The 20,255-nt window shown below is 70.3% G+C and carries 21 protein-coding genes and 1 pseudogene; 9 read left to right on the forward strand and 13 right to left on the reverse strand.

Annotated elements, in window-relative coordinates; genetic code table 11:
- Positions 1-11 precede the first annotated feature (11 nt).
- The 5 genes from ACWGJB_RS23065 to ACWGJB_RS23085 form a co-directional block, all read right to left on the reverse strand.
- A complete protein-coding gene (locus tag ACWGJB_RS23065) occupies positions 12-590 on the reverse strand; it encodes a Uma2 family endonuclease (RefSeq protein ID WP_453382006.1) in 579 nt (192 codons plus the stop codon).
- A 175-nt stretch (positions 591-765) separates the two neighbouring features.
- A complete protein-coding gene (locus ACWGJB_RS23070) occupies positions 766-1,734 on the reverse strand; it encodes a hypothetical protein (protein WP_453382007.1) in 969 nt (322 codons plus the stop codon).
- A 298-nt stretch (positions 1,735-2,032) separates the two neighbouring features.
- Positions 2,033-2,215 (reverse strand): DUF397 domain-containing protein, encoded by a 183-nt coding sequence (locus ACWGJB_RS23075; RefSeq protein ID WP_453382008.1) that lies wholly within the window; start codon positions 2,213-2,215, stop codon positions 2,033-2,035.
- Positions 2,208-3,029 carry a helix-turn-helix domain-containing protein gene (locus ACWGJB_RS23080; RefSeq protein ID WP_453382009.1) on the reverse strand — a complete coding sequence of 274 codons (822 nt, stop codon included), beginning with the start codon at positions 3,027-3,029 and terminating at the stop codon, positions 2,208-2,210. Before ACWGJB_RS23080 ends, ACWGJB_RS23075 begins: the two co-directional genes overlap by 8 nt.
- 50 nt (positions 3,030-3,079) lie before the next feature.
- Complete coding sequence (locus ACWGJB_RS23085) at positions 3,080-3,664, reverse strand: VOC family protein (RefSeq protein WP_453382010.1); 585 nt, start codon at positions 3,662-3,664, stop codon at positions 3,080-3,082.
- Between the two features lie 369 nt (positions 3,665-4,033).
- Between ACWGJB_RS23085 and ACWGJB_RS23090 the strand changes: the two genes are divergently transcribed.
- The 3 genes from ACWGJB_RS23090 to ACWGJB_RS23100 are packed head-to-tail and all read left to right on the forward strand — an operon-like array spanning position 4,034 to position 6,247.
- On the forward strand, positions 4,034-4,492 hold the full coding sequence (locus ACWGJB_RS23090) for a hypothetical protein (RefSeq protein ID WP_453382011.1): 459 nt from the start codon (positions 4,034-4,036) through the stop codon (positions 4,490-4,492).
- Between the two features lies 1 nt (position 4,493).
- Complete coding sequence (locus ACWGJB_RS23095) at positions 4,494-5,594, forward strand: hypothetical protein (RefSeq protein ID WP_453382012.1); 1,101 nt, start codon at positions 4,494-4,496, stop codon at positions 5,592-5,594.
- Entirely contained in the window at positions 5,594-6,247 is a 654-nt protein-coding gene (locus ACWGJB_RS23100; RefSeq protein WP_453382013.1) for a response regulator, read from the forward strand. Before ACWGJB_RS23095 ends, ACWGJB_RS23100 begins: the two co-directional genes overlap by 1 nt.
- Here ACWGJB_RS23100 and ACWGJB_RS23105 read toward each other — a convergent pair.
- From ACWGJB_RS23105 to ACWGJB_RS23115, 3 genes are all read right to left on the reverse strand, one after another.
- The gene (locus ACWGJB_RS23105; protein ID WP_453382014.1) at positions 6,240-6,902 is read right to left on the reverse strand and encodes a DUF5063 domain-containing protein; all 663 of its coding nucleotides are present in this window, start codon (positions 6,900-6,902) and stop codon (positions 6,240-6,242) included. The genes ACWGJB_RS23100 and ACWGJB_RS23105 overlap by 8 nt on opposite strands.
- Entirely contained in the window at positions 6,895-7,494 is a 600-nt protein-coding gene (gene recR / locus ACWGJB_RS23110; protein ID WP_189263277.1) for a recombination mediator RecR, read from the reverse strand. Before recR ends, ACWGJB_RS23105 begins: the two co-directional genes overlap by 8 nt.
- 135 nt (positions 7,495-7,629) lie before the next feature.
- Positions 7,630-7,974 carry a YbaB/EbfC family nucleoid-associated protein gene (locus ACWGJB_RS23115; protein WP_351317457.1) on the reverse strand — a complete coding sequence of 115 codons (345 nt, stop codon included), beginning with the start codon at positions 7,972-7,974 and terminating at the stop codon, positions 7,630-7,632.
- A 300-nt stretch (positions 7,975-8,274) separates the two neighbouring features.
- Between ACWGJB_RS23115 and ACWGJB_RS23120 the strand changes: the two genes are divergently transcribed.
- Together ACWGJB_RS23120 and ACWGJB_RS23125 are read left to right on the forward strand one after the other, a co-directional pair.
- Positions 8,275-9,027 carry an SLATT domain-containing protein gene (locus tag ACWGJB_RS23120; RefSeq protein ID WP_360495862.1) on the forward strand — a complete coding sequence of 251 codons (753 nt, stop codon included), beginning with the start codon at positions 8,275-8,277 and terminating at the stop codon, positions 9,025-9,027.
- Positions 9,028-9,244: 217 nt separating this feature from the next.
- Positions 9,245-10,399, forward strand: a complete 1,155-nt coding sequence (locus ACWGJB_RS23125) for a Gfo/Idh/MocA family protein (RefSeq protein WP_453382015.1) — start codon at positions 9,245-9,247, stop codon at positions 10,397-10,399.
- 20 nt (positions 10,400-10,419) lie between these two features.
- On the opposite strand, the pseudogene ACWGJB_RS23130 reads toward ACWGJB_RS23125, so the two are convergent.
- Positions 10,420-11,981, reverse strand: a pseudogene (locus ACWGJB_RS23130) (substrate-binding domain-containing protein).
- 135 nt (positions 11,982-12,116) lie between these two features.
- Positions 12,117-13,916, reverse strand: a complete 1,800-nt coding sequence (locus ACWGJB_RS23135; RefSeq protein ID WP_453382016.1) for a protein kinase domain-containing protein — start codon at positions 13,914-13,916, stop codon at positions 12,117-12,119.
- Between the two features lie 210 nt (positions 13,917-14,126).
- Between ACWGJB_RS23135 and ACWGJB_RS23140 the strand changes: the two genes are divergently transcribed.
- From ACWGJB_RS23140 to ACWGJB_RS23155, 4 genes are all read left to right on the forward strand, one after another.
- The gene (locus tag ACWGJB_RS23140; protein WP_453382017.1) at positions 14,127-15,482 is read left to right on the forward strand and encodes an aminotransferase class III-fold pyridoxal phosphate-dependent enzyme; all 1,356 of its coding nucleotides are present in this window, start codon (positions 14,127-14,129) and stop codon (positions 15,480-15,482) included.
- 158 nt (positions 15,483-15,640) lie between these two features.
- Positions 15,641-16,339: a GntR family transcriptional regulator gene (locus ACWGJB_RS23145; protein ID WP_453382018.1), complete on the forward strand. Its 699-nt coding sequence runs from the start codon at positions 15,641-15,643 to the stop codon at positions 16,337-16,339.
- The gene (locus tag ACWGJB_RS23150) at positions 16,336-18,759 is read left to right on the forward strand and encodes a dolichyl-phosphate beta-glucosyltransferase (RefSeq protein WP_453382019.1); all 2,424 of its coding nucleotides are present in this window, start codon (positions 16,336-16,338) and stop codon (positions 18,757-18,759) included. The genes ACWGJB_RS23145 and ACWGJB_RS23150 overlap by 4 nt, the downstream gene beginning before the upstream one ends.
- Before the next feature lie 89 nt (positions 18,760-18,848).
- A complete protein-coding gene (locus ACWGJB_RS23155) occupies positions 18,849-19,499 on the forward strand; it encodes a hypothetical protein (RefSeq protein ID WP_453382020.1) in 651 nt (216 codons plus the stop codon).
- Positions 19,500-19,524: 25 nt separating this feature from the next.
- Here the strand turns inward: ACWGJB_RS23155 and ACWGJB_RS23160 are convergent, their stop codons facing one another.
- The 3 genes from ACWGJB_RS23160 to ACWGJB_RS23170 are packed head-to-tail and all read right to left on the reverse strand — an operon-like array spanning position 19,525 to position 20,149.
- Entirely contained in the window at positions 19,525-19,812 is a 288-nt protein-coding gene (locus ACWGJB_RS23160) for a hypothetical protein (protein ID WP_453382021.1), read from the reverse strand.
- Positions 19,809-19,958, reverse strand: a complete 150-nt coding sequence (locus ACWGJB_RS23165) for a hypothetical protein (protein WP_453382022.1) — start codon at positions 19,956-19,958, stop codon at positions 19,809-19,811. The genes ACWGJB_RS23160 and ACWGJB_RS23165 overlap by 4 nt, the downstream gene beginning before the upstream one ends.
- Complete coding sequence (locus ACWGJB_RS23170; protein ID WP_453382023.1) at positions 19,955-20,149, reverse strand: hypothetical protein; 195 nt, start codon at positions 20,147-20,149, stop codon at positions 19,955-19,957. Before ACWGJB_RS23170 ends, ACWGJB_RS23165 begins: the two co-directional genes overlap by 4 nt.
- Positions 20,150-20,255 lie beyond the last annotated feature (106 nt).

A 20,255-nucleotide genomic window follows, 5' to 3' on the forward strand; every position in this document is an offset into this window, starting at 1 on the left:
GGTACGGCGGCTCAGTCCACGAACTCCTTGAGGGGCTCCGTGTCGAGAGCGATGTTCACCGGTTCCGGAAGCTTCACAGCCGCTCCGAACGGCAGTTTCTCCTCGTGCCGGTAGCGGCCGTCCTCCGGCTGGTTGAACACGACGACCGAGCAGTCGTCACGGTCGATGAGGAGATAGACGGGGATGCCGGCGGCGGCGTAGCCGTCGGGCTTCTCGACGCGGTCGCGCTGGTTGGTGTCGGAATCGTACGAGGTGATCTCCACAGCCATCAGGGCACCCTCCGATTCGGACCACTCACCGTGCCCCTTGAGACCGCCCACCTTGACGAGCACCCCGTCAGCACGAGCGCGCCCCTTGCGGTATCGCTCCGTCTTCAGGCCGCTCTCGCCGTGCAGCCACAGATCCGGACGATGCTGCATGCACGCTCGTTGCAGCCACGCGATCATCTCGCGATGATTGCCGTCCCCCATGGGCTTGACCACGACCTTTCCGTTGATGAACTCCAGCCACACGGTCTCCGGGGCATGGCGTTCCAACTCCTCGAACTCCTCGACGGACATCTGCGGCTGGGGCTCGGTCCTGGGGGTCATGGCGTCGCCTCCTCGACTCCATACTGCCTTGACCGGCACCTCCTGCACGCTCATACGTCCCTCCCATCCGGCTGCCCCTCACTCGGAGAGCCGTCCTGCTCGTGGTTCGCACGCGTTCCGAGGTACTCCTCCGCGCCGAGGTGTACGGACAGACACACGGGCTCGTCCGGCCCGGTCACGCTGTACTCCCGAGCCTCGGGCGCAGGCCCCCCGCCGCCCGTACCTCCGCCGCCCGGCGGGCCACGTCCACGACGTCCGGGCCCGGCAGGAAGGTGTCGGGGACGTATCCGAGGGGCGGCTCGCCGGCTTCCTCCGCCTCCATCTCCGCACGGCACTCGGGGCACAGACCGTTGACAATCTCCGTCGTCAGTTCGTCCGCGTCACAGGTGACGCAGCACATGATCACGCGGGTGACACGGGCGCGGCGCGGGGCGGCCTTCTGCCGTACCTTCGCCTTCTTCGGGGGCATCTTGTCCTCCAGTCGTCTGCGGGCGAGTCCGCCCGGGTTGGTGACGTCGGACGGGAGTCCGTCCGTCAGGGCGCGGATGATTTCCTGAGGCGTCGACCCACGTGACAGCCACTCGGCGGTGAGGGATTCGAGGGACCGGCAGTCGGACTCGGACAGCGGCATCCGGGGGTCCTCGTCGCGGAGTCCGGCGAGGATCCGGTACGCCGTGCTGCTCGCCGGTTCGGCGTCGGACCCGGAGGCGGGCGCGGTGTCCGGCGCGGCCTGCTCCGCCGCGTCTTCCTCCTCGGCACGAGCCAGGCCAGGCCGGTAGTACTCGTCGACGATCCTGCCGCCGCGCTCGCGCGCGAACTCCGCCCACCACTCCGGTGACCTGGGCGCACGCGACCAGTACGTCCGCGTGACCCAGCGCATCGAGTTGTCCTCGACGGTGATGTGCTCCCTGATCTGCTTCAGGTGACCGGCGTCGCTCAGCCGCCGCAGCGAAGTACGCACGGCCTGCTGGCCGTAGCGGGGGTGCTCTGCCGCGATCGCCTTGTAGCCCATCGCGTGGCCGTCGTCGAGGTGGTCGACGAAGACGGCGATCTCGCGGTCACGGGGGATCAGATGTGCGAAGTCCGGCTCCGCGTGCGGGACTTCGTCACCCGCGGAACGCTTTCCATACCCCGTTTTGGCCAACGGGTGCGACGGGGACGGCAGGGCAGGGCTAGGGTGGGCGCAAGCCACCATCGAAGTCTCGATTCGATGAGTAGGTCGAGGCCCCGGAGCCGGTGTTCCAGCACCGACCGGGGCCGATCTATTGCCGCGAACCTAGAGCGCCTTTACGTTCCGACGCAAGCCGATCACGGAACGTCACTCTTTCGAGGTAGGCGGGCTCAACTCACGTTCAGACTTGGTTGGTTGGGTTGGTTTTCAACCATCCCGAAACCCGGAAACCAATGGAGGAGCTCGAAGCCCGAGGCTCGGAGCCCGGGGCTCAAGCTCCGGGCTGAAGTGCGGAAACGAAGGCCACCCAGGCAGGGGCGGCCACGCGGACTTCGAGGCCTGCCGGAACCTTGGAGTCGCGAACGTGGACGGCGGTGGAGAGGGCGACTTCGACGCAGGCGCCGCCCTCGTTATCGCTGTAGCTCGACTTGAACCACTTCAGCCGGTCACTCACGCTGATCCACCATCCGCTCGACGAAACGGGCCGACCCGTCGGGATCGAGAGCCTGTGTGCGGATCATGCTAAGCCGCTCGGTCACGCGACTGACAACCCCCGGATCGGCCGAAAGCTCGCTGGTGAACGGACCTTCTGTGAAAGCGAATCGCTCGTGGTCACGAGTCTCCAGCAGCATCATGGGCCCCATGAGCGCGTCACTGAAGGCCTGTTCGAAGGGAAGCACCTGCACCACGACGTTCCGCAGCCGCGACACCTCCAGCAGGCGGCGCAACTGTTCGTCGTCCACCAGCGGGCAGCGCAGTACGGCCTCGTAGAGAATGAAACTCGAGCCGACCGGGGGCTTCCGCTCGGTGAGGACGGCCTGTCGGTCCATGCGCGCGGCGATCCGCTCCTCCACCGTCTCCTCGTCCAGGGGCGGGATCCGGTTGTCAATGAGCGCCCGCGCATACCCCTTCGTCTGCAACAGCCCAGGAACGAGCGAGACTTCGTACCACCAGAGGCTCGTCGCCTCCTTCTCCCGCTCCATGAAATCCCGCGCCCGCGCCGGGAACCGCTCCCGGTCCAGATACTCCTTCGCGGCACTCAGCATCCCCTTCGCACCGCACAGCTCGTCCGCCACGTCCAGCACCCGCGAGGTCGGCCTGCGCACCCCGCGCTCCATGGAGGCGATGGTCTCCGTGGAGTAGTTGGCGGCGGAGGCCAGCTTCTCCCGGGTGACGTCGGCCCTCGTGCGCCAGCGCTTCAGCTGGTCGCCGCTGTAGCGCCAGGCAGCGGGCGGCTGGTTGTTGTTATCGCCGGACACGGCACCCACCTCCGCTACTCAATGTAGCCAGATGTCGCCGCCGCGTGACCGCGAACAGCTCAATCGACCTGTAGGGGGGCGCTGCTTCGGCCCTGCCGGCGGCCGCTGAATTCGGCGTCGAGCGTCTCCTGAGTGACCCGCATGGCCTCGGCGTACCCGGGGTCCCGCAGCCGTGTCCACATCTCCTCCTCGGAGACGTCCTCGACGTGGCCGACCACCCACCAGATGTTGCCGAAGGGGTCCTTGACGCGCCCGCCGCGCTGCCCGAAGGCGTCGTCGGCCAGGTCCGTGACGACCCGCCCGCCGACCGCGAGGGCCCGGGCGAAGGCGTCGTCGGCGTCGGCGTCGGCGTCGGCGTCGGCGTCGGCGACGAACACGCGCAGCAGGCTCGGCAGGACGGGCCAGTCGGCGTGCCGGTCGAAGGCCAGCACGACGGTGTCACCGACCCAGATCTCACCATGCCCGATCAGACCGTCCTCCGTGCGCGCCCGCGCCAGCTCCTCGCCCCCGAACGCCTGGGTGACGAAGTCCAGGAACGCCCCGGTGTCGTCGGTGACGACCCAGGGCGCGACCGTGGTGTAGCCCTCCGGTGTGGCGCTGGTCTGCTCGTGCCTCGCGGTCCCCTCGCTGGTGTCGGGTGTCACCGACGACCGTAGGCACCGCTTAGGACTGTTGCTGTCCTAAAGGCTGACGGGCGCGGGAGTCGGGCCTCGCGCAACTCGTCGGCGTCCGGAATGGGCGGCGAGCAAGGAGATCGGCGGAATATGACCCAAACTCCCCTGCCGATGCGATGAGTTGCCCTACGCTGACGGGTCCGGCACGCGCGTGGCATCGGGGGACGAGCAGTGATCGTGCAGTGGTGTGTCAAGGGGATGTCGCTCCCTGGCGACGACGTCGCAAGGGGACTGATCGACCACAGGATCGGAATCACCTGCCGCTGGTGGGGACGGAACGATCCCCTGCCGAGCAACGAGATCGCCTCGAAACTGACCGCGCGGAACCTCAATCTGCACGTGAACCATTTCGAGAGCATCGATCCGACCACGGGGCTGCCGTTCTGCGAGGAGACCCCGTTCATCTCGCTCTCGTGCGGGACGGTGGAGCGGGACACGGCGGCGAAGACCAACTTCGTGCACACCGCCCGGCACACGGCCCTGTGGTTCGGAACCGGCTTCGGCCGGGAGCCGGTCGCCTATCTCTACTTCTGCTGGGTCATCCTGGCCCCCCGTTCCGCGGTGGCCGTGGAGGGCGTCGCCGAGGAGGTCCGGGACCTGAACACCTACCGAAGGTACTCGCCGTACCAGACCGAGGGCGAGGTGGCCGCGAAGATCCACCTGCCCGCGAACCAGATCAACCGGTGCGAGAAATGGGAGTGGGACCGCGGGAGCAAGACGATCCGGCGGGCCTGGACCCACCTCAACTCCGGTTTCGTGCCGCCCGAAGCGCTGAGCAACGTCAGGGAGATGCTCTGAGATGACCTCCCCACCGCTCGACCCGCTGCGACTCGACGCCGACCAGGTGAGGAGCACGGCGGACTTCCACGAGGCATACGGGCGCCTCGTGCAGCCCGACGCGGAGGATGACAGTGACTTCGCGGCCCTCGTCGAGGCCGCGTCGGCTTTCCGTCTCGCGGGCCAGTGGCGGTTGCTGGTCGACCCGGACGCCGGAGTCGACCTGCTGCTCCACGCCGCCTCGCTGCTCTCCCGAGCCGGACTCACGTACGGCGCCTACCTCAGAGCCTCGCTGGCACCGGACAGCTGTCGCGACCAGCTCGATTCCTGGACGGACCGGCTTCTGCGCACTGTCGGGCAGCCGCACGGCGAAAGCGAGCTCGGGTTCGAGGAGCGCCGGCCGGACGAGATCCTCGACCACGTCCAGCAGCAGACCTATCTGCTGCTGGCCTGCGCCCGGCTCACCACGCCCGGGAGCGAACAGGCGGCAGAACTCAGGTCCTTCGCGACCGAGTCACCGCACCGGGACGGCGTCGTCCCCGTGGGGTCGATGGCCATGCCGGTGCGGACGTTCTGGGGCCTGGCGCTGGACATGCTCTCCCCCGATGACGAACCGGCCGCTCAGTCGTACGCCGGCACGCTCACCGAACTGTCCCGCGCCTACGCCAGGACAGTAGACCTCGCCATGGCCAACACCCTGACCTGGTTCAACGCCGCGGCCCCGATCGACGTGGCGGACCTGGACGTGATCGGCACGATGGCGATGGGCGTACAGCACTTCGGCCCGGACCGGATGAGGGACCTGCTGACCACGGAAACCGCCGAACTGCCCGCAGTCGTCCTGGTACCGCTGAATCTCGGCATGAGGGTGATACACGAGGGACCGATTGGACCGGACCCGCGCGGACCGGGCGACACCGGACCCGACCTGCCCGGCCCGGGCAACTCCGAACCGAACCCGCGCGGGCCGGGCAACATCGAACCGAACTCGCCCAGGCCGGATCACCTGACCGAGTGGGATGACTCGCCCGGTCCGGGTGACCCGCCCGATCCGAGTGACCCGCCCAGGCCGGGTGGCCCGGGGAGCCGGGGAGGACCGGACGGCGGACTGGGAGGATTTTAATGAAGGACGCGACGGAGTTGATCCGGGCGCTGACCGGGCTGGCCTGGCCCTTCTTCGCTGCCTGGGTGGTGGGGAAGCTGCTTCCGGAGATCCAGCACATCATGAAGAAGCGGGACTTCAGCCTCAAGGTCGGCAACAACGAACTGACGGTCCAGCAGTTCACCGACAAGGTCGTGGAGACCACCGCGGAACTCCAGCAGCAGGTCGCGGCCCAGGCCGGTCAGGGCCGGGCGGGGCACAACCCGCCACCGCAGCAGCGCGTCCTGCACAGGATCCTGTGGGTCGACGACGTACCCTCCAACAACGCCTACGAAGCCGGGCAGTTGCAGGCGATGGGGGTGGAGGTCGTACAGGCCGAGTCCACGGAAGAGGGCCTGCGAGCCCTGCAGGGGGCACCGCGGCCCTTCGACGCCGTGATCTCCGACATGGGCCGCGCCGAGGCCGGCGGGTTCGACCCCGACGCCGGGCTCAAGCTGATCCGGAAGATCCGCGAGACCGACGACGCGACACCAGTGTTCGTCTACGGAGGCGCCGGTGCGGCGGCCCGCCGGGACCAGGTGGCCGACGCCGGGGGCACCGGCGTCACACAGTCCCCGACGGAGCTGTTCGTCCTGCTGGGACAGGTGGGCCGGTTCCCGAGGACGGCTACTTGACCGGTCCCAGGCCCAGCGCCCCGCCGATCTCCTCCTGCATGACCTGGCCCGCCTCGAACTCCAGCGTCTCGTCGCCCATCGTGTCCTGGTCCGTGTCCAGGCCGTCCAGCTCGTCCAGGGGCTGGTTCAGGCGGACGTGGATCAGGATGGACTGGAGTGCCCGGAGGACCGCGGAGGCGGTCGGGCCCCAGTTGGAGAAGTAGGAGAACTGCCACCACCACAGGGCCTCCGTGGTGCGGCCGGCCCGGTAGTGGGCCATGCCGTGGCGGAGGTCGGTGATGATGTCGGCCAGGTCGTCCGAGAGACGGGCCGGGACGGGGGCCTTGCGGGGCTCGTACGGGTCGAAGACCTCGGAGTAGACGTCGATGGGCTCCAGGAGGCGCGCGAAGTTCTCGCGGAGCTGGTCGACGTCCGGCTCGAGGCCCAGATCGGGCTCGTAGCGCTCGTCCGGGACGATGTCCTCGTGCGCGCCGAGGCGGCCGCCGGCCAGCAGCAGCTGGGAGACCTCCAGAAGGAGGAAGGGGACCGCCGAGTCCGGCTCGTCGCCCTTGGCCACCTCCGTGACGGCCACCAGGAAGCTCTCCACCTGGTCCGCGATCTGGACCGAGAAGTCGTCCGGATTCAGCGTCGTGTCGTGCAGCGTGGCGTCAGACATCTAGGAGTCGTCTCCCCTCGAAGGCGCGGCCGAGGGTGACCTCGTCCGCGTATTCCAGGTCGCCACCCACCGGGAGGCCGCTGGCCAGGCGGGTGACCTTCAGGCCCATGGGTTTGATCATGCGGGCGAGGTAGGTGGCGGTCGCCTCGCCCTCCAGGTTCGGGTCCGTGGCCAGGATGAGCTCGGTGACCGTGCCGTCGGCCAGCCGGGCGAGCAGCTCCCTGATCCGCAGATCGTCGGGGCCGACGCCCTCGATCGGGCTGATCGCGCCGCCGAGCACGTGGTAACGGCCGCGGAACTCACGGGTGCGCTCGACGGCGACCACGTCCTTGGGCTCCTCGACCACGCAGATCACCGTCGGGTCGCGGCGCGTGTCACGGCAGATGTTGCACAGCTCCTCCTGCGCCACGTTGCCGCAGGTCGCGCAGAACCGGACCTTCGCCTTGACCTCCAGGAGGGCCTGGGCGAGCCGCCGTACGTCCGTCGGCTCGGCCTGCAGGATGTGGAAGGCGATCCGCTGCGCGCTCTTCGGACCGACGCCGGGCAACCGCCCCAGCTCGTCGATGAGGTCCTGGACCACGCCTTCGTACAACGGACTGCCCTTCCTGGAGTCTTTCGGTACGTACCGTAGTTGGCTGCCGCCTGTCCTAGGAAGGCGGTGCGGGTGTCGCGCGGGCGACGAACATCAGAACGGCGAGATCAGAGCGGTGGCGGAAACGGCCGGGGATCAGAACGGCAGACCGGGGATACCGCTGCCGCCGCCCAGTCCCTGCGCCAGCGGGCCGAGCTTCTGCTGCTGGAGTGCCTGGGCGTTCGCGTTGGCCGCCTGGACGGCGGCGACGACCAGGTCGGCGAGGGTCTCGGTGTCCTCCGGGTCCACCGCCTTCGGGTCGATCTTCAGCGTGCGCAGCTCGCCGGCGCCGGTCACGGTGGCCGTCACCAGGCCGCCGCCCGCCTGCCCGTCGACCTCCGTGTTCGCCAGCTCCTCCTGGGCCCGTGCCAGGTCCTCCTGCATCTTCTGGGCCTGCTGGAGCAGCTGCTGCATGTTGGGCTGGCCACCACCGGGGATCACGATCAGCTCCTGGGTCCGCATCCGTGTCTGGTTCTGCTCTGCTGTGGATGAGCCTACGTGGTCGACGCAGCCATCGCCCCGCCACTCTTTCGAGTGAGAATCCTGGCGGCCCTATACCTGATCAAGGCCCACTTCCGAGCGGAAAAGAGGCGAAAGCAAGGCCTTCGCCACCCATTGGGCGGTAGGAAGGGTTCCCGTTGTCAGCATCCATTGTCACGTCCAGTGTCATGGCCGACGCCATGCGCAATGACGGTCCGATGTCACGGAACGTGATCGGTTGTGATCAGTAGGGAGTGCCGGGTGGGCCAGCCGGAGATGCAGCCCGAGGGACCGCCTCAGGACGGGCGGGGCGAGGGTGCGGCGGGACTGCGGCCGGGTGACCTGACCGGGCGGCCGTTCCCGCTCGGGGACTGGGGTGAACCGGCCGAGCGGCTCGACGAGCTGTACCGGTGGGTGGAGCGCGGGGCGCTGCAGACCGCCGCGTGGTATTTGGCGGACCGGGTGTGGAAGCGGCGGGGGGCGCGGGCGCTGCGGTGCGGAGCGGCCGTGGGCGCGGTGCTGGGCGCCGCGCTGCCGCTCCTCGACCTCACCGGGGTGGTCGGCGGGGTCGCGCCCTGGGGGTATCTCGCGCTGCTGCTGGCGGTGGCGTGCGTCGGCGTCGACCGGTTCTTCGGGGTGACCTCCGGCTGGATAAGGGACATGGCGACCGCGCAGGCCGTGCAGCGGCGGCTCCAGGTGCTCCAGTTCGACTGGGCGTCGGAGAGCGTCCGGGAGGTGCTGGGACCGGCTGAGGGCACGGCGAGCGAGGCGGCCGAGCGGTGCCTTGCGGTGCTGCGGCGGTTCTCGGAGGACGTGACCGAGCTGGTCCGCACGGAGACGGCCGACTGGATGGTGGAGTTCCGGACCGGACCGGCGCCGCTCGGCATGCAGGCGACGGTGACGGCGGGGCCGCGCGCGGACGCGGGACATCTGAACGGCCGCTTCCCACTGCCCCCGGGCACGAACGGAACCCGCCCGAACATGCCCAGACAACGGCCACCGGAGCCCCGGTGAGGCCCCGGTGAGGCCCCTGCCAGACCTCGGCGAGGTCCCGGCGAGGTTCCGGCGAGACCCCGGCGAGGTTCCGGCAAGACCCCAGCCCGGTTCCGGCAAGACCCCAGCCCGGTTCCGGTGAGCAGATTTGTCACGACGGCCTAATGTCTTGACATCGACGGAAGCGGCCCCGCATCGTGAGCGGACAGTCCGCGGAACGGTCCGAAGAGGGGCAGCCATGGTGCGTACGCTCGGCGTCGCCGTCGTCGGGTTCGGCTGGATGGGGCGGGTGCACACCCAGGCCTACCAGCGGGTCCCCCACCACTTCCCGCAGCTGTCCGTACGCCCCGAGCTGGTGACCGTCGCCGAGGAGGTGCCCGGCCGGGCCGAGGAGGCCGCCGCACAGTTCGGGTTCGCGTCCACCACCCGCGACTGGCGTGACGTCGTCGCCGACCCGCGCGTGCACGCCGTCAGCATCACCGCGCCGAACTTCCTGCACCGGGAGATCGGCGTCGCCATGGCCGAGGCCGGCAAGCACATCTGGATCGAGAAGCCGGTCGGGCTGACCGCGGAGGACGCCGGCGCGGTCGCCGACGCCGTCACGAAGGCGGGCGTCCAGGGCACGGTCGGCTTCAACTACCGCAACGCGCCCGCCGTCGCCTACGCCCGTGACCTCATCGCCTCCGGCGACCTGGGCACCGTCACGCACGTCCGCGTCCGCCTCTTCAGCGACTACGCGGCCCACCCGGACGGCGCCCTGACCTGGCGCTACGAGCGGGCCCGCGGCGGCACGGGGGTCCTCGGCGACCTCGCCTCGCACGGCGTCGACCTGGCCCGCTTCCTGCTCGGCGAGATCACCGCGCTCGCCGCCGACACCGCCGTCTTCATCCCGGAGCGCGCCCGCCCCACCGGCGCCACCGCCGGCCACACCCTGGCCACCGGCGGCGTACTCGGCCCGGTCGAGAACGAGGACTACGTCAACTGCCTGCTGCGCTTCGCCTCCGGCGCCCGGGGCGTCCTGGAGGCCTGCCGGGTCTCGGTCGGCGAGCAGAACAACTACGGCTTCGAGGTGCACGGCACCAAGGGCGCCGTCTTCTGGGACTACCGGCGGATGGGCGAACTCGGCATCAGCCGCGGCACCTCCTACCAGGACCAGCCCGTCAGCACGGTCCACGTCGGCCCCGGGCACGGCGAGTACGGCGCCTTCCAGCCCGGCGCGGCCAACGCCATGGGCTACGACGACCTCAAGGTCGTCGAGGCCCGCAACTTCCTGCGCTCCATAGCCGAGGACACCCCGTACGGCCCGACCCTGCGGGACGCCGTGCACAGCGCGACCGCCCTCGACGCGATGAGCCGCTCGGCCGCCGGGGGCACCTGGGTGAGCCTCGACTGAACCGCCGCGCCTCACCGGCCTCACCGGCAGAGCTTCATTCCCACCGGGGTGTAACAGGGCACATGCCCGTGCGTGCGGATCACGTCCTCGCCGCTGCCCTTGACGACGTACGACAGGAAGCTCGACGCCAGGGTGTCGGCCGCGGGCCGGCCGTAGGTGTACGCGTACTCGATCTCGCGGTACGGGTACGGGCTGAGGCCGCTCTCGATCGCCTCCACGGACGGGGCGTCGTGGTCCAGGGAGAGAATGTGCAGGCCCTTCGCCCCGGCCGCCACGTTCAGCTCGGCGTAGCCGACCGCCCCCTTCAGCTGGGCCACCTCCGACAGCACCTGGTCGGTCGAGTCCAGCTCGCAGCGGATCACCTTCGCCGTCGGGTCGTCCTTGTGCACGCAGTCGACGGAGGAGTTGGCGATCTCGCCACGCTTCAGCACCCGCCGCTGGAAGACCTGCCGGGTCCCGGAGTTGGCGTCCCGGCTGACCAGCTTCACCGGCAGGTCGGGGCCGCCCAGCTGCTTCCAGTTGGTGATCTCGCCCCGGTACAGCCGGCGTACGTCGGCAGTGGCGAGGTCCGCCAGCTTCACGTCGTCGTTCACGACCAGGGCGAAGACCACCAGGGCGACCCGGTTCTCGCGCAGTTCGGGCTTGCCGGGCGGCTTGGGGCCGTCCGAGAGCGCCACGACCGAGGGGGAGCCCTTCGCTTTCCCGTCGGCTCCCGCGCTGTCCAGGTCCCTGATCCCGGCCGTCGACCCGTGCGCGTCGACGCGGATGGACGCCCCCTCACAGTCCCTTTCGTACTTCTCCGCCGCGTCCGTGATCACCGGCGCGAACGCCGTCGAGCCGTAGACCTTCAACGAGCCCTTCGCGCAGCCGATCGGCGGCGGACTGTCGTCGCGGGCCACGACGATCGTGGCCAGGGTGACGACACTGAGCGTCAGCATGGTGGTGATCAGCCGGGAGGCGCGGCTGAACAGCGGGGTCGCGTCGTCCAGGGTGGCGCTGCGGTTGGGGTGCACCTCGCCGTCGTGGATACCGCCGATGAGCCTGATCTCCCGGCCGACGTCGCCGCCGGACAGCAGCACGAGCAGTTTGAAGTGCTCACCGTGGTTGAGCGGGACACGCGGGATGCGCAGGGAGTTGCCCGAGTAGCCGAAGCCGCGCTCCGGGGTGAAGTGCGGCATGAGGTGGTGGCTGTCGGTCGGCTGGGTGACCGAGACACCGCGGATCGTCCGGTCGCTGAACACCGCGGTGAGACCGTGCAGTTCCGGGCTGGTGTAGTCGTCGCGGCCGATGCCCTGCGAGCCGTCGTTCTCGATGCGCAGCAGGACGAGGGTGGCGTCGGCCATGTCCGGGGCCTCGTCGAAGAGGCCGAGGCGCCGGCCGAGCCGGCCCGAACGGACGTCGTCGCCGATCGGGTTGTCCATCTGCACGCGGTAGCCGATGCTCCCCCACTGCCTTAAGGGCGTGGGAGGTGCCCCCACCGGCGCGGGACGCGCCGCTCGAACCAGAAGATGGCCGCCGACGCGACGATGCCCGCCACCGCGGTGCCGACGGCCACGATGTTCTCCGCGCTCAGCCACTCCATGTGGGTGCCCCCGCCACTCCCCGGAGTCGAATGGTGCGGTCACCGTAAGGGGTACGGAGGGGGCCGGGACGGGATAATTCGGACACCTGGACGAATGTTCTCCGAACGTTCAACTACCCCAGGAGCCGCGGGAGTTCACTGCTTGCTGTACGTAAGACTCTCCTCGCCGTCCTTCCTCTCCCGCTTCAGCCTGCCGTCCGACAGCAGGGTCACCTCGGTGGCCTCTCCGGCGCTGCACGACGAACGGGGCTTGCCCGTCGTGACCGTGGAAGGACCGATCTCCAACGGGCCGCCCGAGCCGGGTTTCCCGGCGAGCTTCGCGTCGAACTCGCAGTGGTAGCCGGGGCCGTCCGCGACCAGGGTGAGGACCGTGTCGCCCACGGCGCCCTGGCGGATGGTCAGTTCGCGGGTGTTGTGGCCGGTGGAGTTGTCTATCACCGTGGCCCAGGTGCCGAGGAAGGCGGTGGGCACAGTGCCGGTGGAGGAGGCCGAGGAGGAGGGCGACTCGCTGGGCGTCGGTTCCCCGGAGGAGGTCTGGGCGGTCGCCGAGGGGGTGGGGGTGCCGCCCGCCTTGTCGTCGTCGCCGCCGCTGTTCATGAGCGCGTACACGGAGCCGCCGGCGGCCAGCATCACGACCGCGGCGACGGTGACGAGAAGCGCGGTGGAGCGGCGGGTACGGCGCGACTCGCCGTCGGGGGTGGGGTCGTACGGCGGGGGCGTGTAGAGCGGCGGCTGGGTGGGCTCGGGGGTGGCGACGGTGGTGCGGGGGGTTTTGTAGGGGTTGCTGTAGGGGTTGTACGGCTGCGGGTGCTGGTGGGGTTGGTTCGGGTAGCCGTAGGCCGGGTGCGAGGCCGGGGCGTGTTCGGGGGAGGCTGGGCCGGGTGTCGGCTGCGGGTGGGTTGCGGCTGGTCGCGCTCCCCCGCCGGCAGCCGTGGATTCAGCACCTCCCCGCGCCCCCTGGCCGGCCGGCCCCTGCGCCCATTCCCCTGCCGGGGTCTGCCGAGGCCCCTGCACCGTCGGGTCCTCCACCTCCAGCAATTCGACCGCGTGGCGGCCCAGTTGGGCCACCAGGGAACCCGGTAGCCAGGGGTCCCGGGAGCGGCCCTCCTCGACCGTGTCGACCGCTCCCGTGCTCGCCAGGATCGCGTCCAGGGAGGGGCGGGCCGCCGGGTCCTTGCGGAGGCAGCCGCGGACCACGTCGGCGATGCCCTCGGGGAGCCCGGACAGGTCCGGCTCCTCCTGGGCGATGCGGAACATCTGCGCGTGTGCGCCGCCCTCGGTCGAGCCGAAGGGGAGCCGGCCGGTGGCCGCGTAGGCGAGCACCGAGCCGAGGCTGAAGACGTCGGAGGCCGGGGTAATCCGGTCGCCGCGCACCTGCTCGGGGGCCATGAAGCCCGGCGAGCCGACGAGTGACCCGGTCTGGGTGATGCCCTCGCCGGGGAGGGTCTCCAGCGCCCGCGCGATCCCGAAGTCGATGACCCGGGGTCCCTCTATGGTGAGCATCACGTTGGACGGCTTGAGGTCGCGGTGGACGATCCCGGCGGCGTGGATGTTGGTGAGCGCGTGCGCCAGCCCGGCGGCCAGGATGCGCACCGACCGCTCGGGCAGTGGCCCGTGGTCGTGCTCGACGACCCGCTGGAGGCTCGGCCCGGCGACATAGCCGGTGGCCACCCAGGGCACGGCGGCCTCGGTGTCGGCGTCTAGGACGGGCGCGGTCCAGAACCCGCCGACCCGCTGGGCGTTGCGCACCTCCTGCCGGAAGCGGGCCCGGAAGTCCTCCTGGGCGGCGAGTTCCGCCCGCACCAGCTTCACGGCGACGGTACGGCCGCGCTCCGACCGGGCGAGATACACGTGCCCCATGCCGCCCGCGCCCAGCCGCGCCAGCAGCCGGTACTTCCCGATGTGCTGCGGATCCCCGGGCCCCAGCTTCTCCATGGCAGATCCGCCCCTTCTCCACACTTGTGATCGAGCCGAGAATATTCCGGCAGCTCCGGCGGCCGGGACCCGCCTTGTCTACGGTTCCGTAACAGGTACCGGTCGCTCCGGTGTATCCACGGGCTGTGGACAACCTGTCGCGGAATTTCCCTGGCCATGGAACATGTCGCCGATATCGCGTCCGCACCGGACACTCCTAGGCTCGGCGCCATGACCCCTCAGCCCAATCCCCAGGCCGGAGCCGCCGTCAAGGCGGCCGACCGTGCGCATGTCTTCCACTCCTGGTCCGCGCAGGACCTCATCGACCCGCTGGCCGTGGCCGGCGCCGAAGGGTCGTACTTCTGGGACTACGACGGCAGGCGTTACCTGGATTTCACCAGCGGGCTCGTCTTCACCAACATCGGCTACCAGCATCCGAAGGTCGTCGCCGCGATCCAGGAACAGGCCGCGAAGATGACCACCTTCGCGCCGGCCTTCGCCGTGGAGGCCCGGTCGGAGGCGGCCCGGCTGATCGCCGAGCGGACCCCCGGCGACCTGGACAAGATCTTCTTCACCAACGGCGGCGCGGACGCGATCGAGCACGCCGTGCGCATGGCCCGGCTGCACACCGGCCGCCCGAAGGTGCTGTCCGCCTACCGCTCGTACCACGGCGGTACCCAGCAGGCGATCAACATCACCGGTGACCCGCGCCGCTGGGCCTCCGACGGTGCCGCCGCCGGGGTCGTGCACTTCTGGGCGCCCTTCCTGTACCGCTCCCGCTTCTACGCGGAGACCGAGGAGCAGGAGACCGCGCGGGCGCTGGAGCACCTGGAGACCACGATCGCGTTCGAGGGGCCGGGCACGGTCGCGGCGATCGTCCTGGAGACCATCCCCGGGACCGCCGGGATCATGGTGCCGCCCGCCGGGTACCTGGCCGGTGTCCGGGAGATCTGCGACAAGCACGGGATCGTCTTCGTCCTGGACGAGGTCATGGCCGGGTTCGGGCGCACGGGTGAGTGGTTCGCCGCCGACCTGTTCGGGGTCGTACCCGACCTGATGACCTTCGCCAAGGGCGTGAACAGCGGGTACGTGCCGCTGGGCGGCGTCGCCATCAGCGGGCGGATCGCCGAGACCTTCGCCAGGCGGCCCTACCCCGGCGGGCTGACGTACTCCGGGCATCCGCTGGCCTGTGCCGCCGCCGTCGCCACCATCAACGTGATGGCGGAGGAGGGCGTCGTCGAGAACGCCAAGCGGCTCGGCGCGGACGTCGTCGGGCCCGCCCTGGCCGCGCTCGCCGAGCGGCACCCGAGCGTCGGCGAGGTGCGCGGCACCGGCATGTTCTGGGCGCTGGACCTGGTGAAGAGCCGGGAGACCCGGGAGCCGCTGGTGCCGTACAACGCGGCCGGGGAGGCCAACGCACCGATGGCCGCGTTCACGGCTGCCGCCAAGCAGCAGGGTCTGTGGCCGTTCGTGAACATGAACCGGACGCATGTCGTGCCGCCGTGCAACGTCACCGAGGCCGAGCTGAAGGAGGGCTTCGCCGCGCTCGACGCCGCGCTGAGCGTGGCCGACGAGTACACGGTGTAGGGGCGCCGATTTCGGGTGCGGGTGAGTGGGGGCCGAGCGCGCAGTTCCCCGCGCCCCTGAAGGGGCGCTCATGGAACCCGAACGCGTAAGGTGGCGTGCTCGTAGATGTACACGTAAGCGAGCACGTCACCCGAACGCGTGAGGAGAGGCACCCGACGATGCCCGGCAACGGCGCTGTGACCCGCAGTACGCTGCGCCAGCAGATCGCGGACGCGCTCCGTGACGAGGTGCTCGCGGGGCGCCTCCAGCCGGGCCGGGAGTTCACGGTCAAGGAGATCGCCGAGCAGTACGGGGTCTCCGCCACGCCGGTCCGCGAGGCCCTGGTCGACCTGTCCGCGCAGGGCATCCTCGACGCCGACCAGCACCGCGGTTTCCGGGTCCCGGAGTACACCCTCGCCGACTACCGGGGCATGATCGAGGCCCGCAGCCTGGTCGTCGACGGTATGTTCCACGCCCTCACCGACGGCCGTCACCCCGCCTTCAAGGATCCCGAGGAGCCGCGGGTCGCGGCCGCCCTGGCCGCGGTCCGCCGACGCGGCGAGGAGGCCCAGCGGGCCGCGACCGCCGGCGATCTCACCGTGCTGATCGGCTACGACCTGCGCTTCTGGCGGGAACTGTCCGCGCTGTTCAGCAACCCCTACCTCGGCGACTTCCTGCACCGGCTGCGCGTGCAGTCCTGGGTGTGCGCGGTGCAGCAGCTGCGCCGCCTCCCCGATCTACGCGGGTATCTGTGGTCCCGGCACACCGAGTTGGTCGACGCGCTGTCCCGGCGGGACACCGAGGCCGCCCGGGGGATCGTCGCCGCGTACAACACACACTCCCTCGCCCTCATCGAGCGTCTGTCGGAGAACGGATGACCGCGCCCCCGGAGACCGTCGACCTGTCCGTGGTCATTCCCGCGTACAACGAGGAGGGCCGGCTCGGCCCGACGCTCGACGCCGTCACCCGCTACCTCGCCGACAACGAGTCCCGCTTCGGCACCTGGGAAGTGATCATCTCCGACGACGGTTCCACCGACGGGACGCGCGAGGTCGCGGCCTTAGGGCATCCGCACGTCCGTCTGGTCGCCGCCGACCGCAACCGCGGCAAGGGCAACGCCCTGCGCCTCGGGGTCGCCGCCAGCGGCGGCCGCCGGGTGCTGGTCACCGACGCCGACCTCGCGGCCCCGATCGAGGAGCTGGAGCCGCTCGACAAGGCGCTCAGCGAGGGGTACGCGGCGGCGATCGGCTCGCGCGCGGTGCCGGGCGCGGAGATATCCGACCACCAGCACCGGCTGCGCGAGCTGCTCGGCCGCGCCGGGAATCTGCTGATACGGGCCACCGCGGTGCCCGGCATCAAGGACACCCAGTGCGGTTTCAAGCTGTTCGACGGCGACCGGGCCCGGGAGGCCTTCGCCGACTCCCGTCTCGACGGCTGGGGCATCGACGTCGAGGTCCTCCAGCATCTGCACCGGGACGGCGGATCCATCGCCGAGGTGCCGGTCCGCTGGAGCCACCAGCCCGGCTCCAAGGTCGGCCCACTGGCCTACCCGAAGGTCCTCGCGGACCTGGCCCGCCTCCGGCTGCGCCGCCTGCGCCCGGCCGACCTGCTGGTCCCGGTGCTCTTCCTGGCCCTGTCGATCGCCCTCTACTCGGGCCGCTTCTTCGACCCGGGCCACCGCTATCTCACCGACTCCCTCCAGGACCAGAACCAGTGGGAGTGGTTCTTCGCGGTGACCGCGGACAACCTCGCGCACTTCCGGAACCCGTTCTTCTCCGACCTCCAGAACTTCCCCGACGGCGTCAACCTGATGGCCAACACCGTCATGCTGGGCGTCTCCGTCCCCTTCGCCCCGCTCACGCTGCTCGCCGGACCGGCGGTCTCGCTCAGCGTCTGCATGGCGCTCGGCCTGGCCGCTACCGCCGTCGCCTGGTACTGGCTGATCGTGAAGCGGGTGGTACGGCACCGGGGTGCCGCCTTCCTCGGCGCGGCCCTCGCGGCCTTCGCGCCGCCGATGGTCAGCCACGCCAACGCGCACCCCAACTTCGTGATCCTGTTCATGGTCCCGCTGATCATCGACCGCGCCCTGCGCCTGGCCGCGGGCACCCGGGTCCGGCGGGACGGGATCGTGCTCGGCCTGATGGCGGCCTACCAGGTCTTCCTGGGCGAGGAGCCGTTCCTGCTGGCGGCGCTGGGCATGGCGCTGTTCGCCGTCGCCTACGCGGCCGTACGACCGCAGGTGGCCAAGGAGTCCTGGCGCCCGCTGGGCAAGGGCCTGCTGATCGCCGGAGCGGTCTGTCTGCCGCTCGTGATCTACCCCCTGTACTGGCAGTTCAGCGGCCCGCAGAGCTACCACAGCGTCCTGCACGGCGACAACGCCGGAAACAGCCCGCTCTCGCTCCTCGCCTTCGCCGAGCGCTCGCTGCTCTTCGGGGACGCGGGCCGGGCCAACGAGCTCGCCCTCAACCCCACCGAGCAGAACGCCTTCTACGGCTGGCCGCTGGTCCTGCTCGCCTTCGCGATCGTGGTACGGCTGTGGTCGCGGCCCCTGGTCAAGGCGCTGGCGTTCACGTCCCTGGCCGCGGCGGTCCTGTCCCTGGGCCCGAAGATCCGGATCCCGCTGACGGACACGGTGTATCCGGGCCCCTGGGCGCTGGTGCGGAAGCTGCCGCTCTTCGAGTCGGTGATCGAGGGCCGGGTGGCGATGATCTGCGCCCCGGCGCTGGGCGTGCTGCTCGCGCTCGCGCTCGAGAAGGTGCTGGGCACCCGCCGTATCGGCACCCAGTACTTCGGCCTGCTCGCCATCGCGCTCGCGCTGCTCCCGATCGTCCCCGCCCCCCTCAAGTCCGAGCAGCGGACGGCGGTCCCGGAGTTCATCACGAGCGGGATGTGGAAGTCGTACGTGGGAAAGGGCGAGTCCCTCGTCCCCCTCCCCCTCCCCGATCCCGGGTACGCGGAGGCGCTGCACTGGCAGACGACGGCGGACCTCGGCTTCAAGGTCCCCGGCGGATACTTCAACGGCCCCTACGGCGAGGACCGCATCGGTATCTACGGTGCCGTCCCGCGCTACACCTCCACCATGCTGCGTGACGTCCGCTACACCGGGAAGGTGCCGGTGATCGGCAAGAACTGGCGGGCGCAGGCGGCGAAGGACTTCGCGTACTGGAAGGCGGGCGTCCTGGTGGTCGCCCCGCAGCCCAACGACGACAAGCTGCGGCAGGCGCTCCGGGCTCTGACCGGAAAACCCGGTAAGTGGACCGGTGGGGTCTGGGTATGGGACCTGCACGAGGGGAGCTGACCGGCGCCGCACCGATTACTCTTCCCTGACCACCTAGCTGAACACTTGCCGTGAACGCGCTGATATCGCGCTGATACGAGGAGCCCTCTTTGGCCTGTGACCTCTGGCTGGTACCGCTCGTCGACGTGTTGTGCCACACGCCCGACAACCCGTTCGCCGAGGAACTCGCGCAATACAACAAGGTGCTCGCCGAGGCCGGGCTGCCGCCGGTGCCGGTGTACCAGTACATGCCGGGGCTGTCCGGCGAGGTCGCCCCGGTGGCCGGCTTCGACTACGACGCGCTCCACTTCCTGCGCCGCGTCTATCTCCTCCAGGTCTGCGGTCTGCCCGTCACTCCGGTGGACGACCTGGGCGGCGACTACGAGCAGCTCCTGGAGATGTTCGAGTCGACGGCCCAGCAGTCGCACCTGGTCTGGCACTACGACCACGCGGGCGCGTACGTGCCGGTCGACTTCCCGAACCCGCTCTCCAGCGACGAACTCCTCGCGAGCGGCGGCCCGCTGGGCTCCTCGCAGAGCCTGCTGCGCGAGCTGGAGTACGTCGCCCCGTCGATCGGCATCGACCCGGCGAACCCGCCGGCGGCCCCGCAGGCCCCTTCCGCCCCCACCGACCTGGAGGAACCGGCGAACCCGGCCCCCTACGACCCGAGCCCCTTCGCCCGCGAACGCCACGTCTGGCTCGGCCTGCACGCGGCGGCGACGCGGAGTCTGGCCCAGGGCTCGATGATCGTGTTCAGCTGAGACGAAGGGGGCCGACCTACCTACGTCAGTTCTGCCCGACGATGCGGATGGCGCGGATGCCGGTGCCCCGGTAGCGCGTCGGGGTCCTGGTCAGTACGGCACGGCCGCGCGGCCATTCGACGGTCGGCAGGGCGAGGTGCAGCACATGGGCACCGCTCCAGTCGGGCTCGTCCTTGCCGTCCTCCGCCGCGCGCAGGCGCTTGCCCACGGCGGTGGCCGCCGCGAAGTCGAGCGCTTCGATGTTGACGGACGGCAGGGCTCCGACGTGCTCGGCGACACCGGCCCGCTCCCGCTCGGCAGCGGCCAGGCTCACCGCCGGGATGTAGACCCGCGGCGCTGGGTCCTCTCGGCCTCGACGACGAGCCGCGAGGCCATGCTGTTCCCGGCGCCGGGCGCGAGGGCCGCCGTGTCGTCGAAGATGACGGCACGCGGCAGCGGGTACCGCTCCTCCCCCGTCACTGGACCTCCCCGATACGACCCGACTCGATGTCGGCCCAGAGCTGTTCGCCGGCCCTCTCGTCCTCTTCGGTGTAGGGCCGGCCGAGAAAGTGCTCCTCGACGTACGCCCTCGTCTCCTCGTACCGCTTGCGCAGCTCTTCGTTGGTGGGCGTGGCCCCGGCCAGCTCTGCCACGAGGTCCCGCATGCTCATTCCGCGTTCCGCGGGGTGAACCTTCCGCGGCCCACCCGCCGGTGAGCCAAATTCGCCCCACCTCTCGAATACCTCGCAGACCGGATTGCGGCCCGTTCCATCGCAG

This window comes from Streptomyces sp. NPDC054813, assembly GCF_053611365.1.

Excerpts from the sequence above, each read along its gene's own strand:
- ACWGJB_RS23065 (WP_453382006.1), bottom strand. The coding sequence starts at position 590 with ATGACCCCCAGGACCGAGCCCCAGCCGCAGATGTCCGTCGAGGAGTTC.
- ACWGJB_RS23095 (WP_453382012.1), top strand. The coding sequence starts at position 4,494 with ATGACCTCCCCACCGCTCGACCCGCTGCGACTCGACGCCGACCAGGTG.
- ACWGJB_RS23100 (WP_453382013.1), top strand. The coding sequence starts at position 5,594 with ATGAAGGACGCGACGGAGTTGATCCGGGCGCTGACCGGGCTGGCCTGG.
- ACWGJB_RS23105 (WP_453382014.1), bottom strand. The coding sequence starts at position 6,902 with ATGTCTGACGCCACGCTGCACGACACGACGCTGAATCCGGACGACTTC.
- ACWGJB_RS23125 (WP_453382015.1), top strand. The coding sequence starts at position 9,245 with ATGGTGCGTACGCTCGGCGTCGCCGTCGTCGGGTTCGGCTGGATGGGG.
- ACWGJB_RS23135 (WP_453382016.1), bottom strand. The coding sequence starts at position 13,916 with ATGGAGAAGCTGGGGCCCGGGGATCCGCAGCACATCGGGAAGTACCGG.
- ACWGJB_RS23140 (WP_453382017.1), top strand. The coding sequence starts at position 14,127 with ATGACCCCTCAGCCCAATCCCCAGGCCGGAGCCGCCGTCAAGGCGGCC.
- ACWGJB_RS23145 (WP_453382018.1), top strand. The coding sequence starts at position 15,641 with ATGCCCGGCAACGGCGCTGTGACCCGCAGTACGCTGCGCCAGCAGATC.
- ACWGJB_RS23150 (WP_453382019.1), top strand. The coding sequence starts at position 16,336 with ATGACCGCGCCCCCGGAGACCGTCGACCTGTCCGTGGTCATTCCCGCG.
- ACWGJB_RS23170 (WP_453382023.1), bottom strand. The coding sequence starts at position 20,149 with ATGAGCATGCGGGACCTCGTGGCAGAGCTGGCCGGGGCCACGCCCACC.